Origin of the sequence: Pseudoalteromonas sp. SWYJ118 (assembly GCF_015864505.1) — a bacterium.
GTDB lineage: Bacteria > Pseudomonadota > Gammaproteobacteria > Enterobacterales > Alteromonadaceae > Pseudoalteromonas > Pseudoalteromonas arctica.
Genome location: NZ_JADYXC010000017.1, coordinates 35,827 through 52,922, shown reverse-complemented (window position 1 = coordinate 52,922; position 17,096 = coordinate 35,827). Strand labels below are relative to the sequence as shown.

The following is a 17,096-nucleotide window of genomic DNA, read 5'->3' as shown; positions in this document are numbered from 1 at the left end:
AACCTCAATAATTTCTGATGCTTGTAAAAGCATTATGTAATTTGTTAGGGCACTTTTTACCCGCAGATTCTTCAACGCCTGAGTTCAAATCAAGGCCTAAGGCACCTTTAAAAAGCGCATCTTTAATATTGTCTGGATTTAAGCCTCCAGCGAGCATAAATGGTGTAGTTGCGCCGCTAAGCACCGACCAATCAAATGCTTTACCAGTACCGCCAGCTTGTGTATCACTGTGCGTATCGTAAAGGTGTCGATCAACCCCATTTACAGGCGTTGGCAATGCATCTTTTATTGCTTGGGCTTTCCAAATTTCGCAGCCGGTTGGTAACTGTGTACGCAAAGCGGCGATGTAATCGTCACTTTCTTGGCCATGTAATTGAACTGCAGCTAATTTTAGCACACTTGCGTATTGAGCAACTTGCTCAATGGGGGCATCTACAAATACACCAACAAAGTTAAGTGGTGCGCTTTGGCTCAGCTCTCTTGCACAATCTAAATCGACATAGCGAGGCGATTTAGGATGAAAAATTAAACCACCATAAACAGCACCGTTTTGATATGCCGCTTGTGCATCTTGGCTACGTGTTAAACCACATACTTTATTGTCACCTAAAATAACACGGCGACATGCTTGCTCTAAATCACGCTCGCCCATAAGTGAGCTGCCAATTAAAAAGCCATCGCATAGAGGAGCTAAACGTTTTACGTCTTGATGGGTGTAAATACCCGATTCCGAAATAACCACTTTATCAGCCGGAATAAGCTTTCGTAGTTTTTCAGTAGTGGCTAAGTCGGTGCTTAAATCGCGTAAATCGCGGTTATTAATACCAATAATTTGTGCATCAAGCGCAAGTGCGCGGTGTACTTCTTCTTCGTTGCTTACTTCGGTTAATACCGACATATTCAGAGAATCGGCAACCGCATGTAGAGCTTTGTAGCTTTCGTCATCAAGTACCGAAAGCATCAGTAATATAGCATCACCGCCATAAATACGCGCCATATACACTTGGTACTCATCTATAAAAAAATCTTTACAGATAAGCGGTTGCTCTACTTGGCTGCGCACAAATTCGAGGTAATCAAAACTGCCTTGAAAATATTTAGCATCAGTTAACACGCTCATGCAGGTGGCGTATTTTTTATAAACCGAGGTGATTTCGGTTAAATCAAAAGGCTCTCTAATTAACCCTTTTGAAGGAGATGCTTTTTTACACTCTAAAATAAACTGTGTGCCAGGCGCTGCAAGCGCTTTATAAAAGCTACGGCTGGTAGGCACTGCAAGGTGCTTAAAGCTTTCAAGCGGGCGCGCGGCTTTACGCTCAATCAGTTCTAATTCTTTATCAGCAACAATTTTGTCTAATACGTTAGCCATGACTTACCTCAATAATTGCATTTAATGTGTTCATGGCCTTGCCTGAACTTAATAATGTGTTTACTTGCTGCGCACCTTCTTTTAAAGATTGTGCTTTACCTGTTAGGTATAACAATGCAGCTACGTTAACCACAATGGCGGCATTGTGTGCACCTGTGCCTTTGCCTTGCAAGATGGCGAGGCTAGCATTTGCGTTGTATTGTGGGCCTTCACCAGCGAGTTGTTCAAGTGAATAGTTTGCAAGGTCAAAGTCGCTTGGGTTTAGTGTGTACTGCGTAATCTCGCCATTATTTAGCTCAACTACCGTTGTTGGGCCGTGTAGGGCTATTTCGTCAGTGCCCGAGCCGTGAACAATCATAGCGCGCTTTGTGCCAAGGGTTTTAAGTGTTTGTGCCATTGGCATACACAACGCTTCGTTATAGACGCCGAGTAATTGCACTTCAGGTGCAGCAGGGTTAGCAAGCGGACCTAAAATATTGAAAATAGTGCGTGTTTTAAGCGATGTTCGTACGCCCATCGCATGGCGTACGCCACTGTGATAGTGCGGTGCAAACAAAAAGGTAAAATTGGTTTGCTCAAGACATTTTGCTGCTTGCTCTGGACTCATATCTATATTAATGCCCAGGGCTTTGAGTAAATCGGCTGAGCCTGAATTACTCGATACACTGCGATTACCATGTTTTACCATGTTAATACCGGCAGCAGCGGCAACAATTGCAGCCGTTGTACTTATATTAATTGTGTTTGAGCCATCGCCACCAGTGCCACAGCTATCGGCAAGTTGCGTACTGCTGGTAGTAAAAGCAACGGCGTTTTCGCGCATTGAGGCTGCAGCGCCTGCAATCTCGTCGCTTACTTCGCCTTTAATTTTAAGGCTTATAAGTAGGGCGGTTAGCTCAATTTCACTCATATTACCTTGCATTATTTCATCAAACAGCGCTTTGGCGTCTGCGTAGCTTAATGATTGCCCAGTAATTAGTTGCTCAATCGCGTGTTGAACATTTATGGGTTGTTCTGGTTGTGTACTCATAATGTCCTCTTTTATTTAGCGCGTGTTAAGTAAGCGACACTTTGCTGAAGTAGCATTGCGCCGTTTGGCGTTAGTATTGATTCTGGATGAAACTGGTAACCCAATGCGTTGTCATCATGATGATAAATAGCCATAGGGATATCTTCGTATTGGGCAATAACCTCAATATTATCAGGCACCTTTGTTGCCATTAATGAATGGTAACGTGCTACAGGCATTGTATTGCCCATACCATCAAATACAGGATGCTCGCCTAAATTAATAATTGAAGACTTACCATGTACGGTTTCACCCGCGTGACCGATTACTCCGCCATAGCTTTGGGTTAACGCTTGTTGACCCAAACAAATACCCAGCATAGGGAAGTGGCCTTTAGAGAGTTCAATAAGCTCCATTAAACAGCCTGCATCGCTTGGTGTTCCAGGACCAGGCGAAAGTACTAATAGCACTTGGCCTTGCTCTTGGCGCATTTTGTTAAAAATAACCTCAGCGCTAATGTTGTTTCTGTAAACAACCAGTTCGCAGCCAAGCATCGTCAGCTCATCAACAAGGTTATATGTAAATGAGTCAAAGTTATCTAAAAAATAGATTTTGATAGGATTCGCTTTACTCATTTTATACCGCCTTATACGTAGATTTTATGGCGGTGATAACCGCTTGTGCTTTAGCGCGAGTTTCGTTTGCTTCTGAAATAGGATCTGAGTCAAACACTACACCTGCACCTGCTTGCACATACGCTTTATTATTTTTAACAAAAGCTGAGCGAATAACAATACAGCTATCCATTGCGCCATCACCGGTTAAGTAACCTACTGCGCCGCCATAACTGCCACGGCGCTTCCCTTCAGTTTGACGAACAAGCTCAGCAGCACGAACCTTTGGTGCACCAACAAGCGTGCCCATGTTCATACACGCTTGGTAAGCATGCAGTGCATCAAGCTCGGGTTTTAGTGTGCCAACAACGCGTGACACTAAATGCATTACTTGTGAATAGCGGTCTACTTTTAATAGCTCTTTGGCAAAACGAGTACCTGCAACACTAATACGTGCTACGTCGTTACGGGCTAAATCGACAAGCATTAAATGCTCGGCGCGCTCTTTTTGATCGTTTCTAAGTTCAAGCTCAATGCGGCTGTCTAGGTCTGGATTTATTTGCCCATTAGCAAATTTGCCACGTGGGCGGGTGCCAGCAATCGGGTATACTTCAACTTGCTGAGATTGCACTGTGTATTTAAGTGCTGATTCAGGCGATGCGCCAAATAAAGCAAAGTCTTCATCGCGCATATAAAACATATACGGGCTTGGGTTTTGCTTTTTAAGCTGGCTATAAGCGTGCAGAGGATCAGGACAAGGTAGTGAAAATGTACGCGACGGCACTACCTGAAAAATATCACCGTCTACAATATTCTTTTTAAGCTTAACTACTTGCTCGCAGTAAGTGTCATCGTCAATATCAACGCTTACCTCACATTCGCCACTTTGCATATCCGCACTAAATTCTGAAGCGTTATCGCACAGTGTATTTAATCGCTCTAGCTCTTTGCCTACTTCAAAGCAATTTGCATGTACGTCTGGACCGTTAAATACATTACCAATGAGTTCGGTTGTTTGTTTTTGATGATCAATAACAACTAAGGTTTCGGCTAAATAAAATACGTAATCTGGGCAGGTATTTTCGCCATCTGGTACATCACTTAACTGCTCAAAGTTTGCTACCATATCGTAGGCAAATACACCGCCTAAAAACAACGAAAATGGATTGTTAGTTGTGCTTTTAATACTGTTAATACAAGTACGAAGGGCGCTAAATGCATTATCTGCAACTAGTTTACTTGCTTCGTCAGTATCGCCGCTTGTGTCTAAATAACACAGGGTAAGCGTTGCGCCGTCTAAAGTGGCATCACAGCTTTTAACATTTGCCTGCAAGTAGCTAAGTAGTTGTTGCCCATTATTAGATTGAGCAGTAATAGTAACTGTTTTACCTTGGCATACGATGCGTAGGGCACAGTCGACTAAAATTAAACTTTTTACACTGTCTTTAGAATCAATCTCAGCCGATTCAAGCAGTAGTGAGTTAGGCTTATCAAGTGCCGCGTATAATGCAAGTGGACTACTAATATAGTCGCGTACTTGCGTAATGCTTGTTACTTCGCCTGGTGTGGTAGTTATATGACTAAAAATCAAACCTCATTCCCTCAAAAAATTAAACCCCGCAATGCTTTAGCAATGCGGGGTTTGAATAACGATATCTAAATTACAAACAGATCATTACCGTCCCGCTATATCAGGCGCCACCACCAACGATGTGTAAGAGTAAGACCGTTATTCATGTTTTTCTGCCTCAAAATTTATTAAATATTTTTAACGTATACGTTTCGTAAAATTTAGTTATAAAAAAACCCGCATAGTTGCGGGTTTTGAATTTTTGTTAGACACGACAATTCATCACCCGATAATTACGAGTGCCACCACCAAATAGTGTTTAAGTTTGAATTGATCATTATTGTTAATTCTTAATGTGTCTGAAAGTGGCTACAGTAAAACGTATCTTATGCTTTTGTGTCAAGTGTTTATTTAAAACAATTTAGTCAAAAAAGTTGTTATACTTACATAAACACTAGTAACCCTTAATTTTAAGCAGTTTTCTTTTGATAAAATATGATTTACATAGCCATACCACACATTCAGACGGGCGTTTAACGGTTGAAGAATTATTGCATCGCGCTGTTGATAAAAATATTGATGTGTTTGCTATTACCGATCATGACACTGTGGCGGCTATTAAGCCTGCGCAGCAATTTATTAAAACCGAAAACTTACCGCTTTCATTAATAACGGGTACCGAAGTGTCTACTAAATGGGAAAGCTTCGAAATTCATATTGTAGGTTTAAATATTGATATTAATAATATTGACCTTACCTCTTTATTATCAGCTCAGCAGCAAAAGCGAGAAGAGCGTGCACTAGAGATTGGTGTTCGCCTTGCAAAAAATGGCTTTGATGGCATTTACGAGCAAGCTAAAGAGCTGGCAAAAGACGCGCAAATAACGCGTGCACATTTTGCACGCGCCCTTATTGAGCGCGGTGTTGCTAAAAATTTCCCGGGTGTTTTTAAAAAGTACTTAGGGCGTGGCAAAACAGGCTACGTACCAAGTTGCTGGTGCACCATGCAAACCGCTATTGAGGCCATACATGCCGCTGGTGGTGTTGCTGTACTTGCGCATCCAAGTAGTTATCAAATGTCAAACAAGTGGCTACGCAAATTATTAGTAGAATTTAAAAGTGTAGGAGGGGACGCAATGGAAGTTGCACAACCTCAACAGGCGCCAAGCGAACGTCAATTTTTAGGTGAACTCAGCCGTGAGTACGAACTACTTTGCTCGCAAGGGTCTGATTTTCATTTTCCGACAAGCTATTTAGAGCTTGGCAAAAATTTATACCTACCAAAAGACTGCCAAGGTGTTTGGCAAGCTTGGGAAGGAGAAGGGGCATTAACATGAGTCAATTATTTCATATTCATCCTGATAACCCGCAACCGAGACTAATTAGTCAAGCCGTTGATATTATTAAACAAGGCGGCGTTGTTGTTTACCCAACAGATTCGGGCTACGCCATCGGTTGTAACATTGGTAATAAGCAAGCCAAAGAGCGCATAGAGCGTATTCGTGGTATTGAAAAAAACGATAATTTTACGCTAGTTTGCCGTGATTTATCGGAGTTATCTACTTATGCACGCGTAGATAACCAGCTATTTAGACTCATTAAAAATAATACGCCAGGGCCTTATACCTTTATTTTTAAAGGCACAAAAGAAGTCCCTAAACGTTTATTAAACGACAAGAAAAAAACCATTGGCATGCGTGTAATTGAACACCCAATAGCCTGTGCGTTACTTGCCGAACTTGGTGAGCCGTTAATGTCGTGTTCTTTAATTTTACCAGGTGAGCAGTTTACAGAATCAGATCCTGATGAAATATTGGATCGATTAGATAAACACGTTGATTTAATTATTCACGGTGGCCACTTAGCCGAGCAAGCAACCACGGTAATCGATTTGTCGGAAGATGAAGTCAAGATTTTGCGTGTTGGCTGTGGTGATACAAGCCCGTTTGAGTAATAGCGAGTGAGCGAAAGCAATGCGAATACAAAAAATAGTGAAAAGCCAGTGCAGCAAAAGCTGCCACTGGCTTTTTTGCATGGTAAAGCGGTTGTAGACAAACCAGAAGATTTATACATTCCACCTGACGCGCTCGAAATAATATTAGAAACCTTTGAAGGCCCGCTCGATTTACTGCTCTATTTAATTAAAAAGCATAAGCTTGATGTACTCGAACTTTCTATTTTTAGTATTACAGAGCAGTACGTAAGTTATGTAGAAATGATGACAGAATTTCAACTCGAACTTGCTGGCGAATATTTAGTAATGGCTGCGTTACTTGCGCAAATTAAGTCGCGCTTATTATTACCTGTACACGAAGAGCTTGAAGAGGAAGAAGATCCTCGCGCTGAGCTTATTAAACGCCTGCAAGAGTATGAGCTGTTTAAACAAGCCGCCGAAAACCTCGACGATATTCCCCGTGTTGGTCGTGATATTTTTATAGCGCATGCCGCTATGCCAATAAGTGAAGATACAAGTCAAAATCTCCCCGATATTGAACTTAAAGACTTAATGCTAGCGTTGAGTGAAGTTATGGCGCGAGCAAAAACGTTTGAGCATCATCAAATTACTGCTGAAGTACTCTCAACCCGTGAGAGAATGAGCCAAATATTACAGCAACTATCGCAAGCAAACTCGGCAGTGGTATTTAATGCGCTTTTTACCCCAAATGAAGGGCGAAGTGGTGTAGTGGTTAGTTTTATAGCTATGCTTGAGCTTATTAAAGAAGGACTTGTTACTTGTTTGCAAGTAAGCCCTGAGAGCTTAATTTATGTCAGCTTAAGCGAACAATCCACCCTATAAACTTATCTGTCTAATCATCTATTTGCAAAACTGACTTTAAATAATAAAGTTCTGTGCGTATACGCACGTAAAGTGTTTGTAAATGTTATTTTCATTTACGGCTGTGCACTATATTGTAACGTCATAGCATTATAGGAACTTACACATGTTTAAAAATACACCTTCATCTTACGGACTTGTCGCCATTATTTTACATTGGCTCATGGCGCTGACTATTTTTGGCCTGTTTGGTTTAGGTTTATATATGGTTGAGCTTACTTATTACGATAGCTGGTATAAAGGCTCGCTCGATTTACATAAGAGTATTGGTATTACGCTTGTGGCCGTATTTTTATTTAGAATTTTATGGCGTGCTTTATCTACACAACCAAAACCATTAGGCGAAAGTAAAGGCATGAACCAATTGGCGCATACGGCGCATATTGCTATGTATATTATTTTGGCTGTTATTGTTGTTGCAGGGTATTTAATATCAACCGCAGACGGGCGTCCAATAGAGGTATTTACTTTATTTAATGTATCAGCGCTTGATTTTGCTTTTGATGACCAAGCCGATATTGCAGGAAAAGTACATTATTACGGCGCGTGCACATTAATCGGGTTTGCAGTATTGCATGCACTAGGGGCGTTAAAACATCACTTTATCGATAAAGATAAAACCTTAATTAGAATGATCAAACCATTAAAGGATGATTAAAATGAAAAAATTATTAGTAAGCACAGCCGTTTCGGCTGCAATGATGTTATCGGCAACAGCCGCCAATGCAGCTGATTATGTAATTGATACAAAAGGCGGGCATGCATCTGTTAACTTTAAAATTAAACACTTAGGTTACAGCTGGTTATATGGTCGTTTTAATACTTTTGACGGCACATTTAGCTACGATGCTAAAAACCCTAATACGTCAAAAATTATGGTAAACATTGATACCACAAGTCTTGACTCTAACCATGCAGAGCGCGATAAGCATTTACATGGTAAAGATTTTTTAAATGTAGATAAATACCCAAAAGCGACATTTAAAAGCACGAGTATTAAATTTGATGAAGACGGCGAAGAGGCTGATGTAACCGGTGAGTTTACGCTGCACGGCGTAACTAACACTATTACCTTTGAAATAGATAAAGTGGGCGAAGGTAAAGATCCGTGGGGCGGCTACCGCGTAGGTTTTGAGGGCGAAACCAGCCTTAAACTTACCGATTACGGTATTGATTACAACTTAGGACCTGCATCTACTCATGTTGATATTATTTTATCAATAGAAGGTGTTCGTCAGTAATAGCATTATTAAATATAAAAACGCCACTTACTGTGGCGTTTTTTTTGCTTAACAGAAACTCAAATTAAGCGACTTCGAATTTGCTTATTTTGCGCTATTAATACGTGACTGTAATAGCGGCCTTAAATGCTCGGGCAACCAGCGCATGAGTAAATCATTATAAGCCTGCGTTTTTTTAATAACTTTAAGCTGCTTATTAAGAGTAGCAATGTTTTCTGCGCCTTGCTCGTTTTTAGTACAGCCAATAAAACCATAACTTAACGCAGGTGATTCGGTTAATGGACGCTGCGTTAAGTTCTCTTCAAAGTGCATTGATTTAGCTAAATAGTAATGCTCGCTTGGGTAACCCAGCAAAATATCAATTCGTTTTAGGTTAAGCATATATGTGAGGCTCGCTAGGCTATCGCGAGTGGGTCTAATTACTAAATCTATATTAGGCGTACTGTTTATCAATGTATCTATCTCTTGGCCATAAGAGCGGCTCATAGAGATCCCAAGAGTTAGTTTTTTATCTTGTATTAAATCTAATAGTGATACTTCTTTTGATTCCGCTATATTTAGCGCTTTGGCGAGCCTTTTGTGCATTGCTATTGAAGGCGAGAGGCCCGTTGTTGAGCTTTCGTCTGTAAAATAAATATGCTCTTTTCTGTAATCATTTTTATAAAGCGATAACGCACAAACATTATTTGAAGTATTAGACAGCTCTTGGATTACCTTACCTGAGGGGATAAGCATGCGGTTAAAGGTAATATTAGGAAGTTGTTTTTCAAGTAAATAAATTATGCTTTCGTCACGGCCTTGGTGTTGATATTGACCATTTAAAATATAATAGGGTGCAAAGTCGTGCGCTAGCCAGTTTATGGTTCTAGCATTGCCTATTGAGGTCAGACAGAAAAAAAGTAAGAAAGTTAAAAATATACGGAGCATTACAACAGCTGCCAGTAATTATTATTGTAAAACTATTGTAACCAATAAAGAGCTAAAAAGTAAAATGCCAGCAACGAGGCTGGCATAATATCTTATCAATAATTGCAATAATAAAAGGGCAATTAAAGTTATGTGTTGCTTAGTTAGCTTTTAGCCACTTAACAAACTGGCGTGCATCACTCGCTTTTTGAAACAATGCATTTTTTAAACCTTGTGTATCACTAAAGATTACACGATGTTTGTTTACTGAAATTGATTGCACTGGATGTGCGATTTGGATCATAGACCCATTATATTTATAAGACATAATAAAACTCACTTTATTCTTGTTATTTATTCTGCGCTATATTTTTATAGCAAATTGCAGTTAATAAATTAACGATGTTGTGTTTAGCTTCATTACAGTGTTGACGATCTTTATGACACTTTTGCGATGATAGTAAAAAATCATCTCGGTATTATTCAAGGGGTTCTCGCCGTACAATAACTTAGCTTTCAAATATACGTTTTGCGGGGCTTACTGGATCAGGGTAAATGGTTAACCGCGGCGGTTTCTTTAAACCAGAGAGGGAAGGTAACTTATATATAAATTGTGTGCAAGCTATTTTTGTAAAAATATTTATAATAAATCTTATCAACTGCTTACAAAGCCCGTTTTTAGTTACCAAAGGATAAGTATGAATTACCTAATAGTGAGTGATATTTATGGTTTAACCCCTGCTTTAAGGAGGTTATCACAGGCAATTAGTTCAAATTTAGTTATTGTTGCCCCTTACAATAACAAGTATCAAGCCATTGAAAGTGAACAAGATAGTTACAACAATTTTATACAGCAGTGTGGCTATGATAAATACACCGACAAACTTCAAAAATGCTTTGAGAGTTTAAAATTGCCAACGACGTGTATTGCTTTTAGTGCAGGGGCAAGTGCAGCATGGCGGGCACAGTTATTAACAGGCAATACACACCTTAAAAAGTTAATTGGCTTTTATCCGTCGCAAATTAGACATAACTTAAATTTAAGTGCAAAAGTACCCTGTGAGTTCATATTTCCAGCAAGTGAGAGTCACTTTAATGTTGATGAAGTTATTAAAGCTTTAAGCACCAAAGCGGATGTTAAGTGCTATAAAACCAATTTTTTGCATGGTTTTATGAACGAGTACTCAACCAATTTTAATGCGCAAGGGCTTGTTGAATATAGTAACTATATAAAACTGAGCAGCCGTTAAAGCGTGTTTAGCTGCTCTTTACTAATATCAGGAAAATCGGTGCGGGTATTATATTTTGCATACAGCGTTGTAAAAACGCTACTACCGGATAGCTTATCTAACTCTTTTATAAAGGTTTTCGCACTAGATCGAGCGGGTCTACAGCATACTTGATACTGTTTTATTATACCCGCGACAGATAAACCTTGTTTTTGTAGCTCCAAATCGGCCTGTGCAAAAAAAGCCGCACCTGTCCAATAAACACGTTGCTGGGCTTGTTGTTTCCACATATCAGCAGAGAGCTTATTAAGTGGCTGTGTTTTAGTTTTAGTTTGCAGGCGGGCACGATCAAATCCTGCATTTAAACGTTGTACAAATTGCGGCTGGGTAATTATACCGCTGTCACGCATTATTACGTTTTGCATGTAACTAGCAAAACCCTCGCTTAGCCAAAAACCGGAGTAGGGAAGTAGCGGCAAATATAAATGCGAAAGTTCATGGTATAGCGTCCAATCTTTAGTGAATGCATTTAAACTGGCATAGCGATCTATATGTAGTTCAAGCCCATCGGGGTTATTGCGCTTAACTGTAGCCCAAGGTACAGGCTCAAAAGCAAAGTATTGCGGTTTTAAATAAATAGGCAATGTGGTTTGTTTTAAAGGTCCCAGTGTATTTTGTGTTTTTTCAGCACTTTGATTAACCCATGTAGACACCGTATTTTGAGCATTACTTGAGAGCGAGCTAAGGTTATGTATGACTACTTCAACGGCTAATGCGTTAAAAGAGCTGATTAATAGTAGCAGTACAAAAAAGAATTTCATTAAAATGCTCCACTGTAATTTAATAACTGGTACGAAAATTCTAATATACAAGACCAACTAAATGGATAAATAATCACGCCTAATTCTTTATTTTTTAAAATGATAGTAACTATAAAAGTACAAATACAGACACTCCTAGCTAAGCATGGTTTAATCAATTAATCGTTATTTTAAGTTAGGTTTAGCCATGACGTATCAGCATATTCAAGTTCCTGAGCACGGCCAAAATATCACTATTGATGCACAAGGACACTGGCAAATACCGTTAGAACCTATCATTGCTTTTATTGATGGCGATGGCGTGGGGCTAGATGTTATGCCGGTAATGCGCCATGTTGTTGATAGTGCAATTGAACATTGTTATAAAAGCGCACGGAAAATTCATTGGATGCAGGTTTATAATGGCGAGCAGGCCGCAAAGCTGTATGACGGTGATTGGTTTCCACAAGAAACAATTAACGCGGTACGTGCCTGTAAAATTGCCATAAAAGGGCCGTTAACCACACCGCTGGGTGGTGGCTTTCGATCTCTTAATGTTGCACTCAGGCAAGAAATGGATTTGTTTGTAAATATGCGCACTATAAAAGGCTTTAGTGCGCTCCCTTCTCCTTTAAAAAAACCTTTTTTAACAAACATAACAGTGCTTCGTGATAGCAGCGAAGACGTGTACTCAGGTATTGAGTGGCAAGCAGGCAGTGTAGAAAGCGAAAAAATGCTCGATTTTTTATGTGAGGAAATGGGCGTAACCCGCCTAAGGTTTTCACAAGAGTGCGGAATTGGTATTAAAAATATATCTAAAGAAGGCTCTGAGCGACTAATGTGTTTTGCAATTAACTATGCACTTAAAAACGATAGTGAATCATTAACGCTAGTACACAAAGGTAATGTACTTAAATTTACCGATGGGGCATTTAAGCGTTGGGGGTTTGCACTTGCACAAAACGAGTTTAATGCCACTGCACATGAAAATGGGCGTTGGTTGCAAATAGAGCGAGCACACCAATCGCCCTTAATTATTAAAGAAGTCATAGCTGACAACATGCTGCAACAATGTTTAATGCATCCAGAGCAATTTGATGTAGTGGTGACGACTAATCAAAATGGTGACTTTTTAGCGGATATGCTCAGTGCACAAGTTGGTGGTGTTGGCATAATGCCTGCTGCAAATTTAAATAACGATGTCGCATTTTTTGAGCCTACACACGGCACGTTTGAACGTATAGCAGGGCAAAATAAAGCAAACCCCAGCAGTAGTATTTTAAGTGCGGTATTAATGCTTAAATTTATGGGGTGGGACGAAGCCGCATTACTCATAGAAAATGCGTTAGAGCAAACATTTAAAAGCGGTGAAGTAACCTTTGATTTAGCGCAAGAGCAGAGCGATAACTCAACAACCTTAACTTGTACTGGCTTTGCAAAGAAGGTTATCGAGCACTTTTAAATACATCCATTATTAAGCTGCTGAGGCAGTTTTTACTCTGTGCATACAAGGGCGGTTGGTTAACTGCGCTGCACGATGGTAAATCTCGTGTGCTTGGGGTTCATCGCACTGTGTACCACTAAGCGTATCCATTAACGCAACAACAATAATTGCAGGAACCTGGCAGCAATACTCGTCTAAAACGGCTTCCGTAGTTTGTGCATCAACATGGCAAAGTGGATGATTTTTAAGTTGGTATGCATTTAATAATGTATCAACTTCTAATACATCATCTGGTTGATGCTTTGTTTTACGGCATTTACAACCAAACTCGTCAACTAAAGTAGCTAACGCTTGGTAAGTTTCAGTGGTGTTAGCCTTAGTGCATAACTGCTCTTCAATGAACTGATGCAAGTTAGCATCGATGAATAATCCGTCTTGGCGTGTGAAAGAAGTTGTTGTCATAATAATTACTCTTAGTTTGTTGGCTTAACTTCACTCTAGCGCTAAGTGTATTATTAATAAAATTGTTGTTTTCAATAACTGATATTGATTTTATCAATAGTAAGTTTTAAAACTAAATAAAAAATAGAAAACATATCTAAATAATACTAATTAATTTGGTGCAATGCGGTGAAAGTGTGCACAAAACTGGAACAAGGGGAGGAGTTAAGGAATAAAGAAGGAATTTTAGTTAATTGTTTTTATTGAATTTTAATTATTTTATGAAGTTGGTACTAAGCTTGCTAATAATACGCTGTAGGTAGATTCCTATATCGACGATTTCCAAAAGCGCCACGGTATTTTCCCAAAGTTGAATACCGTGGCGCTTTTTTATTTTTCGCGTGTATTTTATTTAGCCGTCACAATAGCAATAACAATGTTAAATTTTAATAAAGTAGGGAATAGCCACTAAAATAGCGCCTACAATCAACAGCATGCTAACACTGGTCATAAAGTACGGAAAAACCAATAATGACAAACCAATACAAAGTGGCACTACGGCTTTTTTTCTTCGCCCGTAAGTAAGGTAGCCAATACCTATGCCGCCAAACAAAACACTCCACGCAATTATTGATGCACTATCCATTTATAAATTACCTATTTTGAAATACTGATTTAAATTACGACCGACATAGCCAGTTTTTCAATACCATGTGAAGGAGTCCATCTTTTGAATTCCACGAAACCATGCTTTTTATATAAACTTATTGCAGGAGTATTAGCAACTGCAGTCTCAACTCTTGCATGAGATAAATCACCGATTGCTAGAACATAATTTATTAGCTTACTTGCGATACCTTTTTTAAAATAGCTAGGATCAACGGTTAAACTACAAATATCTAAACACTCGTTGTTTGTATCTACTTCAATAACAGCTACTAAACATTCATTTTCGCTGTAGCCATAAAAGGTTGTTTCTGATTTTTTAATATCTTCAGTATTACGTGTTAAAGGAGGGAAGTTATGCGCGCCGATCAGTTTAGCCTCAATAGCATAGGATTTTTGAAAGACAGCAAAAATTTTATTTGCAGTATCGTTATTCTTATTATTAAGTTTGTTTATCATTGTCTTCTTTTTTAGAAAATAAAGCATGAATACCATATGCCGTAATAAAACCTCCGGCACTAATTGTGAAAAAAAGAAATAAATAAAACTTTTTCGGGTTATTTTCTAAAGATGCCACTGCCGGCTCATTGTATCTCTTATAAATAACACCACTTTCGTAATTAAAATAGCTGCGCAAAAGAATAAACAAACCTAGAACAATACACAGGAGCGCTTTACTTGTTTTCTTAGTGTTCTTTTTAGCTATTACTATTTGTTGCGCAGCTTTTGGCTCAGTACGACTTGGTTTAGCTAATTCATCTTTAAGGCGTTTGTAGTTCTCTGGATATTTATGTGAGTCAATACTTTCAATTGCTTCGTTTAATTCACTAAGTGAATAAGCAGAGTAATCAATATTTATAATAATCTTCCTTAAAAGGCTCTTAAATAACACTTACACAGCAAGGTTTTTAAATTGTTGTTATTTAATGGTATTTTTATAATCCGATTAAGTTTATTTTAATGTAGCAAAGACTTGAGGTTAGTCACTTTTACTTTCATATTTAAACTCGAATGAAACTATTGCAGCCAATATACCTCCAGTCGCTAATATAGCAGCGCTAAATAACATCTCCCATAATAATTTTTTCAACAGTAGAGTCTGATGAATATTTGTAAATATTACGCTCCAAGTTTGTTCAAAGTTGTATAAAATAACAACTTCATGAACATCATATAAAAAAGTACCTAACCCATTCAAAAAGTATGCAAGAGCTATATAAACAAAAAGTCGTGCAGTAAATAAGAGGGTTTTTAAATTATCAGTTTCAACTTTAGAGAAAGGAAGAAAGCTAATTTTGGTGACCTTGCTCATTATAAGTGAACACTTCAAATATAGGTATTGGTACATAAAATTCCATTTTTTAATATGTCTTAGGTTATTGATAACGAGTATCTAAAGTTATTGACTTTATATTACTAATTAAGAATAACGCAGTACCTATTTTGATTCAATTCTTCAGCGAACATTGTATTTGAGTTCTAGCTTTTTCATTAGGTAGTTTTTAACTCAATGTATTTAAAATGCTAACCAAGCTATTAGCTCAAAATAAGATGATTCAGTACATAGCACAGGCACTCTCATTAGGCTCTTGAGTACTAATCAAAGGTTTGCTCTTAATTACCTATCTGCAATCGTTTTAGCAAACGCTAATAATTCACGCCTTAACCATTGGTGTGCAGGCGCGTGGTGTAGTAGCGGGCTCCATATCATTTTTACCTCAATAGGCACTATTTGAAATGGCACAGGGCTGATTACTAAATCAGTATGAGAAGTTAATAACTTAGCTTGCCTGCGCGGTAGGGTGGCAATAAGTTGCTCTGATTGGCAAAGCAGGCTTGCGACCATGTAGTGGCGAGTAAAAACACGTATTTTACGGGTTTGCTCTAGTTGCCAAAGCGCTTCGTCTACCCAGCCTAATTTTTGCTTACCTGATTTATTAGTAACAGCGGCCTCTGGTCCCCAGCCTGCACGGTTTACCCAAATATGTTCTTTTTGTAAGTAGTCGTCTAACCCTGAATGTTGTAAAAATGTATTTTTAGGATGCGTTAAACAACAGTAGTTATCGCGCCAAACACTGGCCTGATGAAACGAGCGAGGGAGACCGTTAAAGCGGTTTATAGCTAAATCTATAGTGCCTTTTTCCATGTCTTGTAGGTTTACGTCGCTTGGGCTCAATACATCAAAATTAATACCGGGGTTTTTACTAAGCTGCGCCGTTATAAAAGGGGCTATTAAGGTCGACTCTATATAGTCGTTTGCCATTATTCTAAAGGTAACTTCAGCGGTTGTAGGGTTAAACTGCTCACTAGGCTGCGTAATAGCTTCAGCCATTTTTAATAGGGCCTCAACTTCAGGCTTTAATGCAAGTGCCTTTGCCGTTGGCGTCATAGAGCCTGCGGCACGCACAAGTAGCGGGTCGTCAAATAAATCGCGCAAACGTTTTAGCGCATTACTCATAGCCGGTTGCGTAAGAGCAAGTTTATTTGCAGCTTTTGACACACTTTTTTCATCTATTAACACATTTAAATAAACGAGAAGGTTAAGATCGACATTTCTTATATTCATATGGGCGTGTTGGCCTTTCAGGGTTGAAATTTGTTCAATCTAGGGGCGATTTAATCGCGGCGCGAGGTTTGCCACCTAGTGGGCTAAGTAAAAATCGAGCAAAGCTTCCGCGTCCTGCTCACGCCCCTTACCTACATCCATGTAGGCAACAAAGAGTTAATTGTCCCTAGAAAGAACCCTATGGGCAGTGTGTATTTGGCCTTTATATAGCGTTAAAGTACATTTATGGGGAGTCACAACACTACATGTACTTTGCCTTGCTTAAAAACCAAATACACGGCTGCAAAATTAACCTCGAAAGGTCAATACGCCCAATAAATTCTATTTATATGCTTTATTAATTATCTAAATTAAAGCCTGCTTGCTAAGGTGTAAACCATTAATAAAAAATAACCGCCATAACTG

The 17,096-nt window shown here is 39.0% G+C and carries 20 protein-coding genes; 7 read left to right on the top strand and 13 right to left on the bottom strand.

The genetic code is table 11. The features are described from left to right. Positions 1-4 precede the first annotated feature (4 nt). Genes trpCF through I6F48_RS15125 form a run of 4 tightly spaced genes read right to left on the bottom strand, consistent with a single transcriptional unit; the run spans position 5 to position 4,583 of the window. The gene (trpCF, locus tag I6F48_RS15140) at positions 5-1,369 is read right to left on the bottom strand and encodes a bifunctional indole-3-glycerol-phosphate synthase TrpC/phosphoribosylanthranilate isomerase TrpF (protein WP_197119744.1); all 1,365 of its coding nucleotides are present in this window, start codon (positions 1,367-1,369) and stop codon (positions 5-7) included. Continuing rightward, positions 1,362-2,399, bottom strand: a complete 1,038-nt coding sequence (trpD, locus tag I6F48_RS15135) for an anthranilate phosphoribosyltransferase (protein ID WP_197119743.1) — start codon at positions 2,397-2,399, stop codon at positions 1,362-1,364. The genes trpCF and trpD overlap by 8 nt, the downstream gene beginning before the upstream one ends. An 11-nt stretch (positions 2,400-2,410) precedes the next feature. Next, positions 2,411-3,013 carry an aminodeoxychorismate/anthranilate synthase component II gene (locus I6F48_RS15130; protein WP_007582498.1) on the bottom strand — a complete coding sequence of 201 codons (603 nt, stop codon included), beginning with the start codon at positions 3,011-3,013 and terminating at the stop codon, positions 2,411-2,413. A 1-nt stretch (position 3,014) separates the two neighbouring features. Beyond that, entirely contained in the window at positions 3,015-4,583 is a 1,569-nt protein-coding gene (locus I6F48_RS15125) for an anthranilate synthase component 1 (RefSeq protein ID WP_165727366.1), read from the bottom strand. 464 nt (positions 4,584-5,047) lie between these two features. Between I6F48_RS15125 and rnm the strand changes: the two genes are divergently transcribed. The 5 genes from rnm (at position 5,048) to I6F48_RS15100 (ending at position 8,639) form a co-directional block, all read left to right on the top strand. After that, complete coding sequence (gene rnm, locus I6F48_RS15120; protein ID WP_165727367.1) at positions 5,048-5,899, top strand: RNase RNM; 852 nt, start codon at positions 5,048-5,050, stop codon at positions 5,897-5,899. Further along, positions 5,896-6,516 (top strand): L-threonylcarbamoyladenylate synthase, encoded by a 621-nt coding sequence (locus tag I6F48_RS15115; protein ID WP_165727368.1) that lies wholly within the window; start codon positions 5,896-5,898, stop codon positions 6,514-6,516. The genes rnm and I6F48_RS15115 overlap by 4 nt, the downstream gene beginning before the upstream one ends. 6 nt (positions 6,517-6,522) lie before the next feature. Further along, positions 6,523-7,359 carry a segregation and condensation protein A gene (locus tag I6F48_RS15110; protein ID WP_197119742.1) on the top strand — a complete coding sequence of 279 codons (837 nt, stop codon included), beginning with the start codon at positions 6,523-6,525 and terminating at the stop codon, positions 7,357-7,359. A 145-nt stretch (positions 7,360-7,504) separates the two neighbouring features. Beyond that, positions 7,505-8,056 carry a cytochrome b gene (locus tag I6F48_RS15105; RefSeq protein WP_002961572.1) on the top strand — a complete coding sequence of 184 codons (552 nt, stop codon included), beginning with the start codon at positions 7,505-7,507 and terminating at the stop codon, positions 8,054-8,056. Position 8,057: 1 nt separating this feature from the next. Then, complete coding sequence (locus I6F48_RS15100) at positions 8,058-8,639, top strand: YceI family protein (protein ID WP_165741701.1); 582 nt, start codon at positions 8,058-8,060, stop codon at positions 8,637-8,639. Between the two features lie 84 nt (positions 8,640-8,723). On the opposite strand, the gene I6F48_RS15095 is transcribed toward I6F48_RS15100, so the two are convergent. Together I6F48_RS15095 and I6F48_RS15090 are read right to left on the bottom strand one after the other, a co-directional pair. Then, positions 8,724-9,566 (bottom strand): transporter substrate-binding domain-containing protein, encoded by an 843-nt coding sequence (locus I6F48_RS15095; RefSeq protein ID WP_197119741.1) that lies wholly within the window; start codon positions 9,564-9,566, stop codon positions 8,724-8,726. Positions 9,567-9,705: 139 nt separating this feature from the next. Next, positions 9,706-9,873, bottom strand: coding sequence for a hypothetical protein (locus I6F48_RS15090; RefSeq protein WP_002961566.1), 168 nt, complete (start codon positions 9,871-9,873; stop codon positions 9,706-9,708). A 370-nt stretch (positions 9,874-10,243) separates the two neighbouring features. Between I6F48_RS15090 and I6F48_RS15085 the strand changes: the two genes are divergently transcribed. Then, on the top strand, positions 10,244-10,795 hold the full coding sequence (locus tag I6F48_RS15085) for a hypothetical protein (RefSeq protein WP_197119740.1): 552 nt from the start codon (positions 10,244-10,246) through the stop codon (positions 10,793-10,795). Here I6F48_RS15085 and I6F48_RS15080 read toward each other — a convergent pair. Then, positions 10,792-11,595 carry a M61 family metallopeptidase gene (locus I6F48_RS15080; protein ID WP_165741763.1) on the bottom strand — a complete coding sequence of 268 codons (804 nt, stop codon included), beginning with the start codon at positions 11,593-11,595 and terminating at the stop codon, positions 10,792-10,794. The two genes, I6F48_RS15085 and I6F48_RS15080, sit on opposite strands and share 4 nt — an antisense overlap. Before the next feature lie 187 nt (positions 11,596-11,782). Between I6F48_RS15080 and icd the strand changes: the two genes are divergently transcribed. Next, a complete protein-coding gene (icd, locus tag I6F48_RS15075; protein ID WP_197119739.1) occupies positions 11,783-13,036 on the top strand; it encodes an NADP-dependent isocitrate dehydrogenase in 1,254 nt (417 codons plus the stop codon). A 12-nt stretch (positions 13,037-13,048) separates the two neighbouring features. Here icd and I6F48_RS15070 read toward each other — a convergent pair whose 3' ends face one another. The 6 genes from I6F48_RS15070 to I6F48_RS15045 all read right to left on the bottom strand — a co-directional run bounded on the left by I6F48_RS15070 (position 13,049) and on the right by I6F48_RS15045 (position 16,691). Further along, entirely contained in the window at positions 13,049-13,480 is a 432-nt protein-coding gene (locus tag I6F48_RS15070) for a hypothetical protein (protein WP_007582519.1), read from the bottom strand. A gap of 418 nt (positions 13,481-13,898) precedes the next feature. Beyond that, the gene (locus I6F48_RS15065) at positions 13,899-14,105 is read right to left on the bottom strand and encodes a hypothetical protein (protein ID WP_008169332.1); all 207 of its coding nucleotides are present in this window, start codon (positions 14,103-14,105) and stop codon (positions 13,899-13,901) included. Positions 14,106-14,134: 29 nt separating this feature from the next. Further along, on the bottom strand, positions 14,135-14,584 hold the full coding sequence (locus I6F48_RS15060) for a GNAT family N-acetyltransferase (protein ID WP_165727377.1): 450 nt from the start codon (positions 14,582-14,584) through the stop codon (positions 14,135-14,137). Then, the gene (locus I6F48_RS15055; RefSeq protein WP_101163613.1) at positions 14,568-15,017 is read right to left on the bottom strand and encodes a hypothetical protein; all 450 of its coding nucleotides are present in this window, start codon (positions 15,015-15,017) and stop codon (positions 14,568-14,570) included. The genes I6F48_RS15060 and I6F48_RS15055 overlap by 17 nt, the downstream gene beginning before the upstream one ends. Before the next feature lie 87 nt (positions 15,018-15,104). Further along, a complete protein-coding gene (locus tag I6F48_RS15050; RefSeq protein ID WP_197119738.1) occupies positions 15,105-15,437 on the bottom strand; it encodes a hypothetical protein in 333 nt (110 codons plus the stop codon). 306 nt (positions 15,438-15,743) lie between these two features. Then, positions 15,744-16,691, bottom strand: coding sequence for a LysR family transcriptional regulator (locus I6F48_RS15045; RefSeq protein WP_101216732.1), 948 nt, complete (start codon positions 16,689-16,691; stop codon positions 15,744-15,746). Positions 16,692-17,096: the final 405 nt, after the last annotated feature.